Source organism: Pseudomonas sp. BF-B-15, from assembly GCF_019946675.1.
Lineage (GTDB): Bacteria > Pseudomonadota > Gammaproteobacteria > Pseudomonadales > Pseudomonadaceae > Aquipseudomonas > Aquipseudomonas migulae.
Map to the genome: position 1 here is coordinate 1 of NZ_JAGYFZ010000042.1, position 14,912 is coordinate 14,912.

Annotated in this window: 15 protein-coding genes; 11 read left to right on the plus strand and 4 right to left on the minus strand. The window is 60.9% G+C overall.

The window, feature by feature from the left end:
* Window positions 1–28 precede the first annotated feature (28 nt).
* Both KGA97_RS15260 and KGA97_RS15265 read left to right on the plus strand, forming a co-directional pair.
* Window positions 29–646 (plus strand): TPM domain-containing protein, encoded by a 618-nt coding sequence (locus tag KGA97_RS15260; protein ID WP_008025698.1) that lies wholly within the window; start codon window positions 29–31, stop codon window positions 644–646.
* Window positions 647–876: 230 nt separating this feature from the next.
* Window positions 877–2,091 carry a class I SAM-dependent methyltransferase gene (locus KGA97_RS15265; RefSeq protein ID WP_223481019.1) on the plus strand — a complete coding sequence of 405 codons (1,215 nt, stop codon included), beginning with the start codon at window positions 877–879 and terminating at the stop codon, window positions 2,089–2,091.
* 139 nt (window positions 2,092–2,230) lie between these two features.
* Here the strand turns inward: KGA97_RS15265 and KGA97_RS15270 are convergent, their stop codons facing one another.
* A complete protein-coding gene (locus KGA97_RS15270; RefSeq protein WP_008025702.1) occupies window positions 2,231–3,121 on the minus strand; it encodes a DMT family transporter in 891 nt (296 codons plus the stop codon).
* A gap of 269 nt (window positions 3,122–3,390) precedes the next feature.
* Between KGA97_RS15270 and KGA97_RS15275 the strand changes: the two genes are divergently transcribed.
* The 3 genes from KGA97_RS15275 to KGA97_RS15285 all read left to right on the plus strand — a co-directional run bounded on the left by KGA97_RS15275 (window position 3,391) and on the right by KGA97_RS15285 (window position 4,802).
* Window positions 3,391–3,972 carry a DJ-1/PfpI family protein gene (locus KGA97_RS15275; RefSeq protein WP_192420596.1) on the plus strand — a complete coding sequence of 194 codons (582 nt, stop codon included), beginning with the start codon at window positions 3,391–3,393 and terminating at the stop codon, window positions 3,970–3,972.
* 14 nt (window positions 3,973–3,986) lie between these two features.
* Complete coding sequence (locus KGA97_RS15280; protein ID WP_008025707.1) at window positions 3,987–4,292, plus strand: ribbon-helix-helix domain-containing protein; 306 nt, start codon at window positions 3,987–3,989, stop codon at window positions 4,290–4,292.
* Between the two features lie 165 nt (window positions 4,293–4,457).
* Window positions 4,458–4,802, plus strand: a complete 345-nt coding sequence (locus KGA97_RS15285) for a YegP family protein (protein ID WP_008025708.1) — start codon at window positions 4,458–4,460, stop codon at window positions 4,800–4,802.
* 143 nt (window positions 4,803–4,945) lie between these two features.
* On the opposite strand, the gene KGA97_RS15290 is transcribed toward KGA97_RS15285, so the two are convergent.
* On the minus strand, window positions 4,946–5,833 hold the full coding sequence (locus KGA97_RS15290) for a dihydrodipicolinate synthase family protein (RefSeq protein ID WP_207286756.1): 888 nt from the start codon (window positions 5,831–5,833) through the stop codon (window positions 4,946–4,948).
* A gap of 29 nt (window positions 5,834–5,862) precedes the next feature.
* Window positions 5,863–6,645, minus strand: a complete 783-nt coding sequence (locus KGA97_RS15295; RefSeq protein WP_223481020.1) for an aldolase — start codon at window positions 6,643–6,645, stop codon at window positions 5,863–5,865.
* A gap of 158 nt (window positions 6,646–6,803) precedes the next feature.
* Here KGA97_RS15295 and KGA97_RS15300 point away from each other — a divergent pair, with 158 nt between their 5' ends.
* Window positions 6,804–7,346 (plus strand): helix-turn-helix domain-containing protein, encoded by a 543-nt coding sequence (locus KGA97_RS15300; RefSeq protein ID WP_008039507.1) that lies wholly within the window; start codon window positions 6,804–6,806, stop codon window positions 7,344–7,346.
* Window positions 7,347–7,467: 121 nt separating this feature from the next.
* Here KGA97_RS15300 and KGA97_RS15305 read toward each other — a convergent pair whose 3' ends face one another.
* Window positions 7,468–8,487 (minus strand): DUF4917 family protein, encoded by a 1,020-nt coding sequence (locus tag KGA97_RS15305; RefSeq protein ID WP_223481021.1) that lies wholly within the window; start codon window positions 8,485–8,487, stop codon window positions 7,468–7,470.
* A gap of 156 nt (window positions 8,488–8,643) precedes the next feature.
* Between KGA97_RS15305 and yiaY the strand changes: the two genes are divergently transcribed.
* From yiaY to KGA97_RS15330, 5 genes are all read left to right on the plus strand, one after another.
* Complete coding sequence (yiaY, locus tag KGA97_RS15310; protein WP_223481022.1) at window positions 8,644–9,792, plus strand: L-threonine dehydrogenase; 1,149 nt, start codon at window positions 8,644–8,646, stop codon at window positions 9,790–9,792.
* A gap of 70 nt (window positions 9,793–9,862) precedes the next feature.
* The gene (locus KGA97_RS15315) at window positions 9,863–10,771 is read left to right on the plus strand and encodes a LysR family transcriptional regulator (RefSeq protein WP_008025723.1); all 909 of its coding nucleotides are present in this window, start codon (window positions 9,863–9,865) and stop codon (window positions 10,769–10,771) included.
* Between the two features lie 224 nt (window positions 10,772–10,995).
* Window positions 10,996–12,189 (plus strand): CaiB/BaiF CoA transferase family protein, encoded by a 1,194-nt coding sequence (locus KGA97_RS15320; RefSeq protein ID WP_207286759.1) that lies wholly within the window; start codon window positions 10,996–10,998, stop codon window positions 12,187–12,189.
* Entirely contained in the window at window positions 12,186–13,112 is a 927-nt protein-coding gene (locus KGA97_RS15325) for a hydroxymethylglutaryl-CoA lyase (RefSeq protein WP_223481023.1), read from the plus strand. Before KGA97_RS15320 ends, KGA97_RS15325 begins: the two co-directional genes overlap by 4 nt.
* A 174-nt stretch (window positions 13,113–13,286) precedes the next feature.
* Window positions 13,287–14,618: an MFS transporter gene (locus KGA97_RS15330; RefSeq protein ID WP_008025730.1), complete on the plus strand. Its 1,332-nt coding sequence runs from the start codon at window positions 13,287–13,289 to the stop codon at window positions 14,616–14,618.
* Window positions 14,619–14,912 lie beyond the last annotated feature (294 nt).

Genomic DNA, 14,912 nt, shown 5'->3' on the forward strand with positions numbered 1-14,912 from the left:
TAACAATAATGAACGAGCACTTTAAGACATGGCATTACTGACTGAACACGAACAACGCAAAGTCGCCGAGGCAATCGCCCGGGTCGAGCGCGACACCGATGCCGAGCTGGTGACGGTGCTTGCAGCCCGCGCCGACGACTATGCGTACATCCCGCTGCTATGGGCCAGCCTGCTGGCGCTGGTGGTGCCGGGTGTCGTGCATTATTTGACCGGCTGGCTGACCATGCACAGCCTGCTGCTGGTGCAATGGCTCACCTTCATTGTGCTGTGCCTGGTGTTCCGTATTCCGAAAGTCACCACGCACCTGATCCCGCGCTCGGTACGTCACTGGCGCGCCTCGAACCTGGCGCGCCGGCAGTTCCTGGAGCAAAACCTGCACCACACCGTCGGCAGCACCGGCATGCTGATTTTCGTTTGCGAGGCCGAGCGCTATGTGGAAATCCTGGTGGACGAAGGGATTTCCAAACGGCTGGACAACAAAAACTGGGACGCCATTGTGGCGGCGTTCACCCAGCAGGTGAAACAGGGGCAGACGTTGCAGGGTTTTGTCACGTGCGTCGAAGCCTGCGGCGAATTGCTCAAGGTGCACGTGCCGGTGACGCATGTGCGCAATGAGTTGCCGAACCGGTTGGTGGTTCTAGGCTGACGCTGATCCCCCCTGTAGGAGCGAGCCTGCTCGCGAAAAACGTCCAGACCCCGCGTTGACCCAGACAGCACGCGTCATCGTTGACGACCATCGCCGGCAAGCCGGTCTCGCTCCCACAGGGGAATGCGTTCACATGCTGAACCGTTCGGGAAATTAGCCGTGCCCTGAACGGCCATCCCCCCTAAAATACCCGCCATTCCCGATTCGCTCCGCCCGAGGCCGTTTTTTCCATGTCCGTCACCGCCACTCCCGCCAGCCTCGCGCCGGATCACCACGCCCAGTTCATCGACCTGCTGCAAACCAGCCTCGACGCCAATGCCTTCATCAAACTGGTGCTGGCCAAGTACGTCGGCACCGAAGCGGATCTGCAACGGCTGATCATCAAGCAACTGACGGTCAAGGATCAGCCTTGCCTGTCCTTCGTCTACCGCTACAAAACCCGCGACATCACCAAGAACCTGCCGCTGGCCGAGGGCGTGGCGACCATCGCCGCGTTGCTGCCGGCCTCGTTCAAAAATGCGCATTTGTTGTCGCTGACCGACGAAGCCCAGCTCGAATACAGCAAAAAGGGCAAGTCTTCGCTGTTCAAGAGCAAACCTCAGCAATTGCGCGAAGTGCCGTCCGCCGAGCACAACCGCGAGAAAAACCGCTTCCTCGACCTCAGCCGGCCGTTCCTCGCCGACCTCGGTGTGACCAACAACAAGCACGAGCTCATCCCGGCGATGTCGCGCAAGTGGAAGCAGATCAACAAGTTCATCGAAGTCTTCAGCCATGCCCTGACCACCTCGCCGCTGGCGCTGGACAAACCGGTGCGGGTCGCGGACTTCGGTTCGGGCAAGGGCTACCTGACGTTTGCGATCCACGACTATTTGCGCAACACCTTGAACGCCGAAGGCGAAGTGACCGGCGTCGAGCTGCGTGAAGAGATGGTCAACCTGTGCAACGCCGCCGCTGCGAAACTGGAACACCCGGGGCTGGTGTTCAAGTGCGGTGACGTGCGCAGTGTGGCGCCGAGCGAGCTGGACGTGATGATCGCGCTGCATGCCTGCGACATCGCCACTGATTATGCGATCCACACCGGCATTCGTTCCGGCGCGTCGATCATCATGTGCTCGCCGTGCTGCCACAAGCAGATCCGCCTGCAAATCCAGAGCCCGGCGCTGCTCAAGCCGATGCTGCAATACGGTTTGCACCTGGGTCAGCAAGCGGAAATGGTCACCGACAGTTTGCGTGCGTTGTTCCTTGAAGCTTGCGGTTATGAAACCAAGGTGTTCGAGTTCATCTCACTGGACCACACCAACAAGAACAAGATGATCCTGGCGGTCAAGCGCGCCGAGCCGGTGGACCCGACCCAGTTGTTGGTGAAGATTCAGGAGCTGAAGGATTTCTACCACATCACCGAACATTGCCTGGAAACCCTGCTGCGCGCTGACAAATACCTCTAAACCTTGCTGCGCGCCGACGACTACCACTGAACTGTAGGAGCCGGCTTGCTGGCGATGGTATCTCCTCGGTCTGTCAGATACACCGCGGTGATGCCATCGCCAGCAAGCCGGCTCCTACAAAGGTGTGTGTCCGTTCGGGTTATGCAGTGGCAATACGTGCGGGTTTGACCGCCGTTTTACGCCCCAACATCACCGTCACGATCACCCCGGCAGCAAACAGCCAGGTGATCGGCTCGATGTGTTCACCGAAGAACAACGCCGAAAACGCGATGGTGAAGAAGATCTGCAACAGCTGGATCTGACTGACGCGGGCAATGCCACCCATGGCCAACCCGGCGTACCAGGCGAAGAAGCCGATGAACTGCGAGAACAGCGAAACATAACCAAAGGCCCACCAGGTCTTGGCCGAAATTTCGCCCTGGTGTTGCAGCGCCAGGTACACCACCGGTCCGATCAACAGTGGCGTCGACAGCACCAGCGCCCAGCAGATCACCTGCCAGCCACCCATCTCCTTGGCCAAGCGCCCCCCTTCGGCATACCCCAGACCGCCCACGGCAATCGCGCCGAGCATCAGCAAATCACCGGCCTGAATGCTCCCGGCTCCGCTGATCAACGCGTAACCCAGCACCAGCGCACTGCCCAGCGCGGCGCAGGCCCAGAAGGCTTTCGACGGGCGTTCGTGGGACAACCACGCGGCGTACAGCGCCACGCACAAGGGTTGCAGGCCGTTGACCAGTGCGCCGTGGGACGCGGGCAAGGTTTGCATCGCCCAGGCGGATAAAACCGGGAAGCCGAGGATCACGCCGGCGATCACCAGCGTCAGGCCTTTGACCTGTTTCCAGGTCGGCCATTTTTCCCGGCGCCACAGCAACAACAGCGCCGCCGGAATCGCTGCGAACAACGCACGGCCGAGGCCGTTGAGCAACGGATGGAGTTCCTGCACGACGATCCGTGTGAAGGGCAGGGTCAGGCTGAAAATCACAACGCCGAGCAGGCCGAGGGCCATGCCGGTGTTTTCGCGCGTGGACATGATGGGAACCAGAATTCAGGGTGGCGGGAAGTGTCTTCATCTAGCCATAAATCCGGTGGGGGCCGCTGTTACAGCTAGGCGCAGAGTTATCCGTACAGTTGAGGACGCCTTCGCGGGCAAGCCTCGCTCCTACAGGGATCACGCATAACCTGTAGGAGCGAGGCTTGCCCGCGAAGAACGATAACGCCGTAGTAGCTGGTTATTACCCGCCCCTCTGGATAACGACTACCTTGAATACTCCTATGCATTTCCCCAGAGGAGTCCTCCCCATGGCTGCCAAGAAAATCCTGATGCTGGTCGGCGATTACGTCGAAGACTACGAAGTGATGGTGCCGTTCCAGGCATTGCTGATGGTCGGCCACACGGTGCACGCCGTCTGCCCGGACAAATCCGCCGGCCAGACCGTGCGCACGGCGATCCACGACTTCGAAGGCGACCAGACCTACAGCGAAAAGCCCGGCCATCTGTTTGCCTTGAACTTCGATTTTGCCAAGGTTGCTGAAGCCGACTACGACGCGCTGCTGATCCCCGGCGGTCGTGCCCCGGAATACCTGCGCCTGAACGAAAAAGTCCTGGAGCTGGTGCGTGCCTTCGACAAGGCCGGCAAGCCGATCGCCGCCGTGTGCCACGGTGCGCAATTGCTGGCGGCGGCAGGCATTCTGGAAGGTCGCGAGTGCAGCGCCTACCCGGCTTGCGCACCTGAAGTGCGCTTGGCCGGCGGTACGTTTATCGATATCCCGGTGACGGAAGGTCACGTTCAAGGCAATCTGGCCACTGCTCCGGCCTGGCCGGCCCACCCGAGCTGGCTCGCCGGTTTCCTCGGGTTGCTGGGCACCAAAATCACGCTGTAACGAGGGACTTTTCCATGTGCGAGCTCTACGTCAAGGCCGACCCGATTCTCTACGAATCGCGCTCCCGCTCGCTGCGCATCTGCGGGGTGGTCACCACCCTGCGGCTGGAGAATCAGTTCTGGGACATCCTCAGCGAAATCGCCGAGGTCGACGGCATGACCACCAACCAGTTGATCGCCAAGCTGTATGAAGAGGTGATGGATTATCGCGGGGAAGTGGTGAATTTTGCTTCGTTCTTGCGGGTGAGTTGTACGCGGTATTTGTCGCAACGGCGGGTGCAGGCGCCGGAGTTGTCGGTGGTTCGTGCGGTGGTGAAATAGCGTAGACCGTGTCGATCCATTCGCGGGCAAGCCTCGCTCCTACAGGGGAACGCGTTCCCCTGTAGGAGCGAGCCTGCTCGCGATGGGGCCGGTTCAGGCGACAAAAATCCATGACTGGTCTTTACTCTGAAGCGCGAAACCCCTCAATCGCCAAGGAGAAAAATTATGTCTGGATGGTATGAGTTGAGCAAAACCAGCAACGGCCAGTTTCGCTTCGTGCTGAAAGCGGCGAATGCCGAAACCATTCTGAACAGCGAGCACTACACCACTCGCAGCGCCGCCGAAAACGGCATCGCCTCAGTGCAGAAGAACAGCCCGCTGGATGAGCGCTACGAGAAAAAGACTACCAAGGATGGCCATCCGTATTTCAACCTCAAGGCCGCCAACCACGAGATCATCGGCAGCAGCGAGGCCTATTCTTCCGAGGCCGCGCGGGAAAAAGGCATCGCCAGCGTGAAGACCAACGGCCCGACCACCGTGATCAAGGACAAGACCTTGCCGGTGCTTTGAGCACATCTTCCAGACCCAATACAAATCCACTGTGGGAGCTAGCCTGCTAGCGATGGCTGCTGAACATTCGACGAAGATGTTGAATGTCAGGCCGCTATCGCTAGCAGGCTAGCTCCCACATTGGTTTTTTGTGAACTTCGAGATCAGCGCAATGCTTTCAACAAGGTTTGTAACTGGCCAAGGCCATCCTCACCCAACGGAAACACCGGCAATCGCGGATCCCCCACTTCCAGCCCGGTCGCACGTAAACCGGCCTTGATCGTCGCCGGCAACCCACCCTTCAAAATGAAGTCCAGCAACGGCAACTGGCGATAGAACAGTTCACGCGCCTTGCTCAGATCATTGGCCAAAACCGCTTCATACAAATCGAGATTGAGTTGCGCAATCAGATTCGGCGCCGCCGTACACCAGCCTTTCGCACCCGCTGCAAAAGCCTCCAGCGCCAGCGGATTGCAGCCGTTGTAGAACGGCACCTGACCCTCGCCGAGCCGTTGCAGTTGGTGCATGCGCTGGATGTCGCCGGTGCTCTCCTTGACCATGGTTACGTTGTCCACGGTGTTGACGATGCGCAGGATCAGGTCGACCGACATGTCCGTGCCGCTGGTGGCCGGGTTGTTGTAGAGCATGATCGGTACGCCGATGCTGTCGCCGATGGCCCGGTAATGGGCGAGGATTTCCGCCTCGCTGAGTTTCCAGTAAGACGTCGGCAAGACCATCACCACGTCGGCGCCATGGGCTTCGGCGAAACGTGCGCGGCGCACCGCTTTGGCGGTGGTCAGGTCGGATACGCTGACGATGGTCGGCACCCGTTTGGCCACGTGCTTGATACTGAACTCGCTGACCTGGTCCCACTCCGCGTCGCTCAGGTAAGCGCCTTCGCCGGTACTGCCCAGCGGCGCGATCGAGTGGACGCCGTCGTCGATCAGGCGGTCGATGGAACGTCCGAGCGCGTCGAGATCAACGCCTTCGCCATTGGCGGTGAACGGGGTGATGGTGTAGCCGATGATGCCGTGAATCGTTGGGGTCGACATGGCGACGCTCCTCTTGAAAATGCGTGGGTTCAGTTCAGGCAATCGGCGTGTTGGCGCAGGTTCTGCCGAGCGTAGTAGTTGAACGCAGCGCCATGGCGCTTGGGTTTCGAGATCCAGTCGTGGGCTTCACGACCCAGTTCCGGAATGATCGGCTTGATGGTCCCGGCGCTCATCGCCAACAGTTGCAGCTTCGCGGCGCGTTCGATCAGTTGCGCGATCACACAGGCTTCCTCGATGCTCGTGCCGGTGGACAACTGACCGTGGTGCGACAGCAGGACCGCGCGCTTGTCGCCGAGGGCGCCGGCAATCAGCTCGCCTTCTTCGTTACCGACCGGCACACCCGGCCAGCCTTCGAGAAACGCGCAATCGTCGTAGAGCGGGCAGAGGTCCATGTGGGAAATCTGCAGCGGCACTTCGAGCATCGACAGCGCCGCGACGTGCGTCGGGTGCGTGTGGATGATGCAATTCACGTCCGGCCGGGCGCGGTACACCCAACTGTGGAAACGGTTGGCCGGGTTGGGCATGCCGTGGCCTTCAAGCACTTCCAGGTCTTCGTTGACCAGCAGCAGGTTGCTGGCGGTGATTTCGTCGAAACCCAGGCCCAGTTGTTGAGTGTAGTAAGTGCCGGGCTGCGGGCCACGGGCGGTGATCTGCCCGGCCAGGCCGGAGTCGTGGCCGTGCTCGAACAGAATGCGGCAGGTCAGGGCCAGCTTTTGCCGGTCGGTCCACGTATTATCTGCCAGGGTATTTTGCATCTGGGTCAGCGCTTGCTTGACCAGTTGCTCTTTGGGTAATGCTAAGGTCTTGGCCATATCGGTGTCCTTTGGGTGGTTCAATGGACGTCGGATTTGCCGTTCACTCGTTGCTCGCAAGGCCTTGGTGAATGCAAATGACACAAATGATGCTATATGACACTTTGTGTCATTGGCAAGGATGAATCGTTGCCTCCTCGATGGATTAATCGTTCTGCATGTCTATCCGTTTGAAATTACTGAGAAAAAAACTGGGCGTGACGCTCGAGGCCCTGGCTGAAAAATCCGGGATGACCAAGAGCTATCTGTCGAAAGTCGAGCGCGGGTTGAATACGCCGTCCATCGCGGCTGCGCTGAAGCTGGCCAAGGCGCTGAACGTCAAGGTCGAGGAATTGTTCTCCGAAGACAGCGTCAGCCTCGACAGCTACAGCCTGGTGCGCAGCCATGAACGTCAGTCGTTGGCGGCCAATGATGAGAGCCCCGGCTATGCGGTGCTGGCGCATCAGGTGAGTGAGCGCAGTCTGCTGCCGTTCATCATTTATCCGCCGTTCGAATTCGCGGACAAAACCTTCAAGGAACACGTGGGGGAGGAGTTTCTGTTTGTCCACGAAGGGCAGGTGGAAGTGGACTTCATGAACGAGCGCGTGCTGCTAGAGCGCGGTGATGCGCTGCACTTCAATGCGCAGAAACCGCACCGGATCCGCTCAGTGGGCGAGGTTCAGGCGCAGTTGCTGGTGGTGGTGCATAGCGCTGAAGAGTGAGCTGCATAACACCGCGCACCCCTGTAGGAGCCGGCTTGCTGGCGATTGCGTCCGATCAGGCGATAAATGCGTCGACTGACCCACCGCCATCGCCAGCAAGCCGGCTCCTACAAAATCGGTGTTACACCTCGACGGGAACGGTGAGCTTGGGACTTCCAAGCGCATGCGTCTTCGAATCAAAAAACCGCAGCTCCGATCCGGTCCCCTCAAACACCTTCGCGTAATGCCGCTTCTGATGCTGGATAAACGCCTTGCTGCGCGGATAAATCGAAATCGCGACCACCTTGGGTTTCGCCTGGCGCAGCGCATGAATGATGTGGCTGTCCTGCTCGCCCAACGCATGCCCGAAGACGCACAAGCCCTCGGCATGCCCCAATAACTGGTCATAGCAAAACGACAGATAATCCGAGCTGCGGATGGTCTTGAGCTTGTCTGCGCTCGGCCCTTCGTTCACAAACAGCGGCACGTCATCCAGCGTCTTGATCGTGTTGTTGATCGCAAAACTGCCCAGCAGCGTGCCTTCGGTCGACATCAGTTTGCGTGCCGTGCCGTCCTGATTGCGTACCAGATGCAACCCGCCGTGCAGGTACAGCAGACGGGTTTTATCGGTCGCCGTGGCGCTCAAATCAAACCCCGGCTCGGCACCCTGGAACAGGTCGGTGATCGCATCCGGCTGGTGCTGGATCGCCCAGTAGTTGAGCAAGTCGTAATTGGTGGTGAACACCGTCCGGTAACGGCCCAGTTCCTGATTGATCGTCGCCAGTGTCGAAGGCTCCACCAGTCGCCACGGGATGTGCACCGCGTGCACGGTGTTGATCAGCGCTTCCTTGATCGCGTAGTAGCGATTGCGCGGCGCGGCGGAGCTGACGGCCAGGGCCTTGTTCACCCGGCTGGTGGTTTTCAGCGCACCCAGCACCTGCTCGAAACTGCGCGTTTGCATCGCGACGAACACGCTGAGTTCGGACTGGCTCAGGGGTTTTTCTTCGACGGTGCGGGCGTTCTCGAACAGCGAGTCGTAGCCGAAATCGTCCCAGACCGCGCGGCTGGCGCCGTTGCCCACCAGCAGGCCGCTGATCGAGGCGGTGGCGCGCAGGGCGTTCCAGTCTTCTAGTTGGGCATCGACATCCTGGAAATCGGTCATTGCGGTCGTCGTCTCAAAAAGCAAAAGGTCGGATGGGCGGCGACTTTATCACGACTTGGACTTGAGCCAGATCAAGTTAACGCCGCGCCGATGGGTCGATCCTGTGGGTATCCGCCGGATCGAACCACCGATACGGCCCAGACCTGGAGATTCGCCATGAGCAGCACGTTTTTCATCCCCGCCGTGAACATCATGGGTATTGGTTGCCTCGACGAGGCCATGGACGCCATCGGCAAGTACGGTTTTAAAAAGGCGCTGATCGTCACCGACGCCGGGCTGGCCAAGGCGGGCGTGGCTGCGATGATCGCCGAGAGGCTGGCAATGAAAGACATCGACTCGGTCATCTTCGACGGCGCCAAGCCCAACCCGAGCATCGCCAACGTCGAGAGCGGGCTGGGCCTGCTCAAGGAAAGTCGCTGTGATTTCGTGGTGTCGCTGGGCGGTGGTTCGCCCCACGACTGCGCCAAAGGCATCGCGTTGTGCGCGACCAATGGCGGGCAGATTCGCGATTACGAAGGCGTCGATCAATCCGAGAAGCCGCAACTGCCGTTGATCGCCATCAACACCACCGCCGGCACCGCCAGCGAGATGACGCGCTTCTGCATCATCACTGACGAAACCCGTCACGTGAAAATGGCCATCGTCGACCGCAACGTCACGCCGCTGCTGTCGGTCAACGACCCGTCGCTGATGGTCGCCATGCCCAAAAGCCTGACCGCCGCCACCGGCATGGACGCGCTGACCCACGCCATCGAAGCCTACGTGTCCACTGCTGCCAACCCGATCACCGATGCCTGCGCGCTGAAGGCGATGACGCTGATCAGCAGCAACCTGCGCCTGGCCGTACGCGATGGCAGCGACCTGGCCGCGCGGGAAAACATGGCTTACGCACAGTTCCTCGCGGGCATGGCGTTCAATAATGCGTCCCTTGGCTACGTGCATGCCATGGCGCACCAGTTGGGTGGTTTCTACGACTTGCCCCATGGCGTCTGTAACGCCGTGCTGTTGCCGCATGTGCAAAGCTTCAACGCGCTGGTGTGCGCCGAGCGCCTGACCGACGTGGCCCACGCAATGGGCGCCGATATTCGCGGCTTCAGCCCGGAAGAGGGCGCGCAGGCAGCCATCACGGCGATCCGCAGCCTGGCCAGGGATGTGGAAATTCCCGCCGGGTTGCGTGAACTCGGTGCCCGCCTCAACGACATCCCGACGCTCGCCAGCAACGCCTTGAAAGACGCGTGCGGCGTGACCAACCCACGTGCAGCGGATCAGCGGCAGATCGAGGAGATTTTCCGCAGCGCGTTTTGACGGTCGCACGGTTCGGGCGCAAAGGACGCTATGCTGCGTCTTCGCCCGAACCGACATCGCCGAGCCCTCCATGCTGCAAAAAAGCCTGATCCGCCGCCTCGATCTGATGACCCTTCAACTGTTTGTCGCCGTCCACGAAGAAGGCACGCTGACCCGTGCCGCTGCGCGCGAAGCGATTGCGGTGTCGGCGGCGAGCAAGCGGTTGATGGAGTTGGAGGAGGCGCTGGGCATCAGTCTGTTTGTGCGTCAGGCCAAAGGCATGACCCTGACACCGGCCGGCGAAACCCTGTTGCACCATGCTCGGCAGATGTTGTTCAACGTCGAGAAAATGGGTCTGGAGTTGGGTGAGCACAGCCACGGCATTCGCGGCTATGTGCGGATGCTCGCCAACCTGTCGGCGATCATTCAATTCCTGCCGGAAGACCTGCGGGACTTTTCCGAACGTCATCCGCAGGTCAAGACTGACCTCGAAGAACGCCCCAGCAGCGGGGTGATTCAAGGGGTGCTGGATGGCGTGGCGGACCTCGGGATCTGTTCCAGCGACAGCGATGTGAAAGGTCTGCACAGCGTGCTGTATCGCCAGGACAAACTGGTGGTGCTGATGCTGCCGGATCATCCCTTGGCCAGCCGTTCCAGCCTGGCGTTCGCCGATACGCTGGACAGCGATTACGTCGGCCTGCACGCCGCCAGTTCCATCAACATGCGCACCCACGCAGCCGCGCGTCAGGCGGGCAAAGTGCTGCGGCTGCGGATTCATGTGCCGGGGTTCGATGCGATGTGCCGGATGGTCCAGGCCAACATGGGCATCGGGATTTTGCCGCAGAAGGCTTACGAGTTGTTTGGTCGGGCGCTGGGGTTGCATGCGGTGCCGTTGACGGATGACTGGTCGGATCGGGCGTTGATTATCGTCGTGCGCGATGAAGCGGCGTTGTCGCCGGTGAGCCGGATGTTGTTTGAGCAGTTGCGCGGGCAGGGTTGAGATTATTGTTGGCAGGTCCGACCCCTTCGCGGGCAAGCCTCGCTCCTACAGGGATCTCGCAAACCTGTAGGAGCGAGGCTTGCCCGCGAAGACTGATCTGAGGTCGCGACAATCTTCCAGAGCGTTCGCGTTTGGCGAACGCTCGTTGCCAACTGAAGGTTGGATTCCATTCCCCTCGCTCCTCTAGCCTTGGCGCATATTCCAAGAACAAGAGGTACCCCGCGATGACTGCCCCCCTGAGCGCAATCAAAGTGATCGAAATCGGCACGCTGATCGCTGCGCCGTTCGCCGCCCGCATGCTCGCCGAGTTCGGCGCCGAAGTGATCAAGATCGAAGCCATGGGCCAGGGCGACCCCCTGCGCAAATGGCGCAAGCTGCACGAAGGCACCTCGCTGTGGTGGTACCTGCAATCGCGCAACAAGAAGTCCTTGGCGCTGAACCTGAAATCCCCTGAAGGCATTGAACTGGTCAAGCAACTGGCGACCAGCGCCGACGTGCTGATCGAAAACCTGCGTCCCGGCGCCCTGGAAAAACTCGGCCTGGGCTGGGACGTGCTGCACGCGCTCAATCCCAACCTGACGCTGGTACGCATTTCCGGTTACGGCCAGACCGGCCCCTACCGCGACCGCCCGGGTTTCGGCGCCATCGGCGAGGCCATGGGCGGCATTCGCTACACCACCGGCACCCCCGGTTCGCCGCCGGCGAGGGTGGGTGTCAGCCTCGGTGATTCCCTGGCGTCTTTGCACGCGGTGATTGGTGCGTTGATGTCGCTGCTGCGGGTCAAGACTGGGCAGGGCGGGGGGCAAGTGGTCGATGTGTCGCTGGCCGAAAGCGTGTTCAATGTCATGGAAAGCCTGGTGCCGGAATACGACATGCTCGGTCATGTTCGCGAACGCAGCGGCGGTGCCTTGCCGGGCATCGCGCCGTCCAACACCTACCTGACGGCCGATGGCGCCTACGTGGTGATCGCCGGTAACAGCGACCCGATCTACAAGCGTTTGATGGAGGTGATCGGTCGTCGCGATCTGGCCGAAGCGCCTGAGTTTGCTCACAACGATGGCCGCGCCTTGAAAAGTAATGTGCTCGACGCCGCCATCACCCACTGGACCAGCAGCCTGCCCATCGATGACGTGCTGGCGGCCCTGGAAGCCGCTGAAGTACCGGCCGGGCGCATCTATTCCGTGGCCGACATCGTCGCCGACCCGCACTATCAGGCGCGGGACATGTTGCTCAGCGCCGACCTGCCCGGTGGCGCGAAAGTGAAGATGCCGGGCATCGTGCCCAAACTTTCCGAAACCCCCGGCGGCGTGAACTGGTCGGGGCCGGGCCTGGGCCAGCACACCGACGGGATTCTTGCGGGGCTGGGCCTGACGGATGCGGACATCGAACGCCTGAAAACTGAAGGGGTGGTGCAATGATCACTGATTTTTCCGAGACCCTGATCGTTCAGGAAGTCTCCCCGCGCGACGGCTTGCAGATAGAGCCGACCTGGGTGGAAACGGTCGACAAAATCGCGTTGATCGATCAGCTGTCACTGGCTGGATTCAGCCGCATCGAAGCCGGCTCGTTCGTGTCGCCCAAGGCCATTCCCGCACTGCGCGATGGCGAGCTGGTGTTCAAGGGCATCACCCGCCAACCGGGGGTGATCTATGTTGCGTTGATCCCCAACCTCAAGGGCGCGCAACGGGCGTTGGCGTGCCGCGCCGATGAGCTGAACCTGGTGATGTCCGCCAGCCAGACCCACAACCTGGCCAACATGCGCATGCGTTGCGAGGCTTCATTGGCCGCATTCGGCGAGATCGTGCAATACGTGGGTGACACCAAGGTGCGATTGAACGGCAGCATCGCCACCACTTTCGGTTGCCCGTTCGAGGGCAAGATCGATGAGGACCGCGTGCTGCAAATCGTCGATGAATATCAGGAGCTCGGGATTCAGGGCATCACCTTGGCCGACACCACTGGCATGGCCAATCCACGGCAGGTGGATCGGCTGGTGCGGCGGGTGTTGCAGCGGGTTTCGCCAGCGGATTTGACTCTGCATTTCCACAACACCCGCGGCCTCGGCTTGTGCAACGTGTTGGCGGCTTACGAGGCGGGTGCCCGACGCTTCGACGCGGCCCTCGGCGGGCTCGGTGGTTGCCCGTTTGCCCCCGGCGCCTCGGGCAATATCTGCACCGAAGACCTGGTCAACCTGTGCGATGAAATCGGCATTCACACCGGCATCGATCTGCCATTGTTGTTGAACTTGTCGCGAGGATTACCCGCGCTGCTCGGCCACGAAGTCCCCGGCCAACTGGCCAAGGCCGGCCGCAATTGCGACCTGCACCCGGTGCCTTCCTGACCACACCGAATCCCCTTGTAGGAGCCGGCTTGCTGGCGATAGGGCCCGTCCATCCAGCATGGATGCTGCCTGAACCACCGCTATCGCCAGCAAGCCGGCTCCTACAAAAAGCGATATCCACCAGACAACAAAAACAATCGGACACCCACGGGAAGTCCGCCTGGAGAAAGCACCATGAGCCTCAATGTACTGGAGGCGGGCGCGAGCCCGTCCGTTAGCCACGACGAAGAAAAAGCCCTGGTCAGCAAAGTCGCCTGGCGCCTGATGCCGCTGATCATGGTCTGCTACTTGTTCGCCTTTTTCGACCGCATCAACATCAGCTTCGCCAAGTTCCAGTTGCAGGCCGACCTGAGCCTGAGCGACACCGCGTACGGCCTCGGCGCCGGGCTGTTCGTGGTCGGTTACGTGATCTTCGAAGTGCCGAGCAACATGATGCTGTACAAGGTCGGCGCCCGGCGCTGGATCGCCCGAATCATGATGTCCTGGGGCCTTGCGACGGCGGCGATGGTCTTCGTCAACAGCGAATGGCAGTTCTACGCGTTGCGCTTCGTGATCGGCGCGATGGAAGCGGGTTTTGCGCCGGGCGTGCTGTATTACCTGACGCTGTGGTTCCCGCAGCATTATCGTGGGCGCATCACCTCGATGCTGTTCCTGTCATCAGCATTTGCCGGGCTGGTCGGCGCACCGTTCTCCGGGTTGGTGCTGCAACACCTCGATGGTTTCCTGGACATGCGCGGCTGGCATTGGCTGTTTCTGCTCGGCGGCGTGCCGTGCATCGGCCTTGGTTTGCTGGTGCTGACCTTGCTCAAGGACCGCATCGAAGATGCCCATTGGCTGACACCGTCGGAGAAGACGTTGCTGGCCAGCCGCATCGCTCACCACGAACCGCACAAGAGTGGTGGCTCGCTGCTCGCCGCGCTGCGGATTCCCGGTTTTCTCACGCTGGGGCTGATCTACTTCCTGATTCAGGTGGCGTCCTACGGCTTGAACTTCTGGGCACCGCAACTGATCCGCAGTGCAGGCACTGAGAGCCCGGTGATGATCGGTTTGCTGACCGCGATTCCGTACATCTGCGGCGCGATCAGCATGGTGGTGATCGGGCGGTTGTCCGACTCGACCGGCGAGCGGCGCAAGTTTGTCGCCGGGCTGGTGGCGGTGGGCGCGCTGGGGTTCTTCTGTGCCGGGATCTTCGCCAACCACACGACCTTCCTGATCGTCGCGCTGGGCTTGCTCGGCGCCGGGATCATCGCCTCGATTCCGAGCTTCTGGACCCTGCCACCGAAACTGCTGGCCGGTGCCGGCGCAGGGGCTGCGGGCGGGATCGCGGTGATCAACACCCTCGGCCAGTTCGGCGGCATCGTCAGCCCGGTCATGGTCGGGCGCATCAAAGACCTGACCGGCAGCACCACACCGGCGCTGTACGTCATCGGCGTCTGCGCGCTGATCGCGGTTGCGCTGTTGTTGTGGGGGTTGCCGCAAAAACTGCGCACACTCGACAAGTTCTAGGGAAGTCCACAACCCTGTAGGAGCCGGCTTGCCGGCGATGGGTCCCTCGAAAACCGCATTGCAACTTCAGACCGCAATCGCTGGCAAGCCAGCTCCCACAGAACCGCAGCGTGCAGGCAGCAACGATCGCTCCCAAAACACGCACAACCCTGTAGGAGCCGGCTTGCCGGCGATGAGTCCCTCGAAAACCGCATTGCAACTTCAGACCGCCATCGCTGGCAAGCCAGCTCCTACAAGACCGCGGCGTGCAGGTAATAACGATCGCTCCCAAAGCACGCACAACCCTGTAGGAGC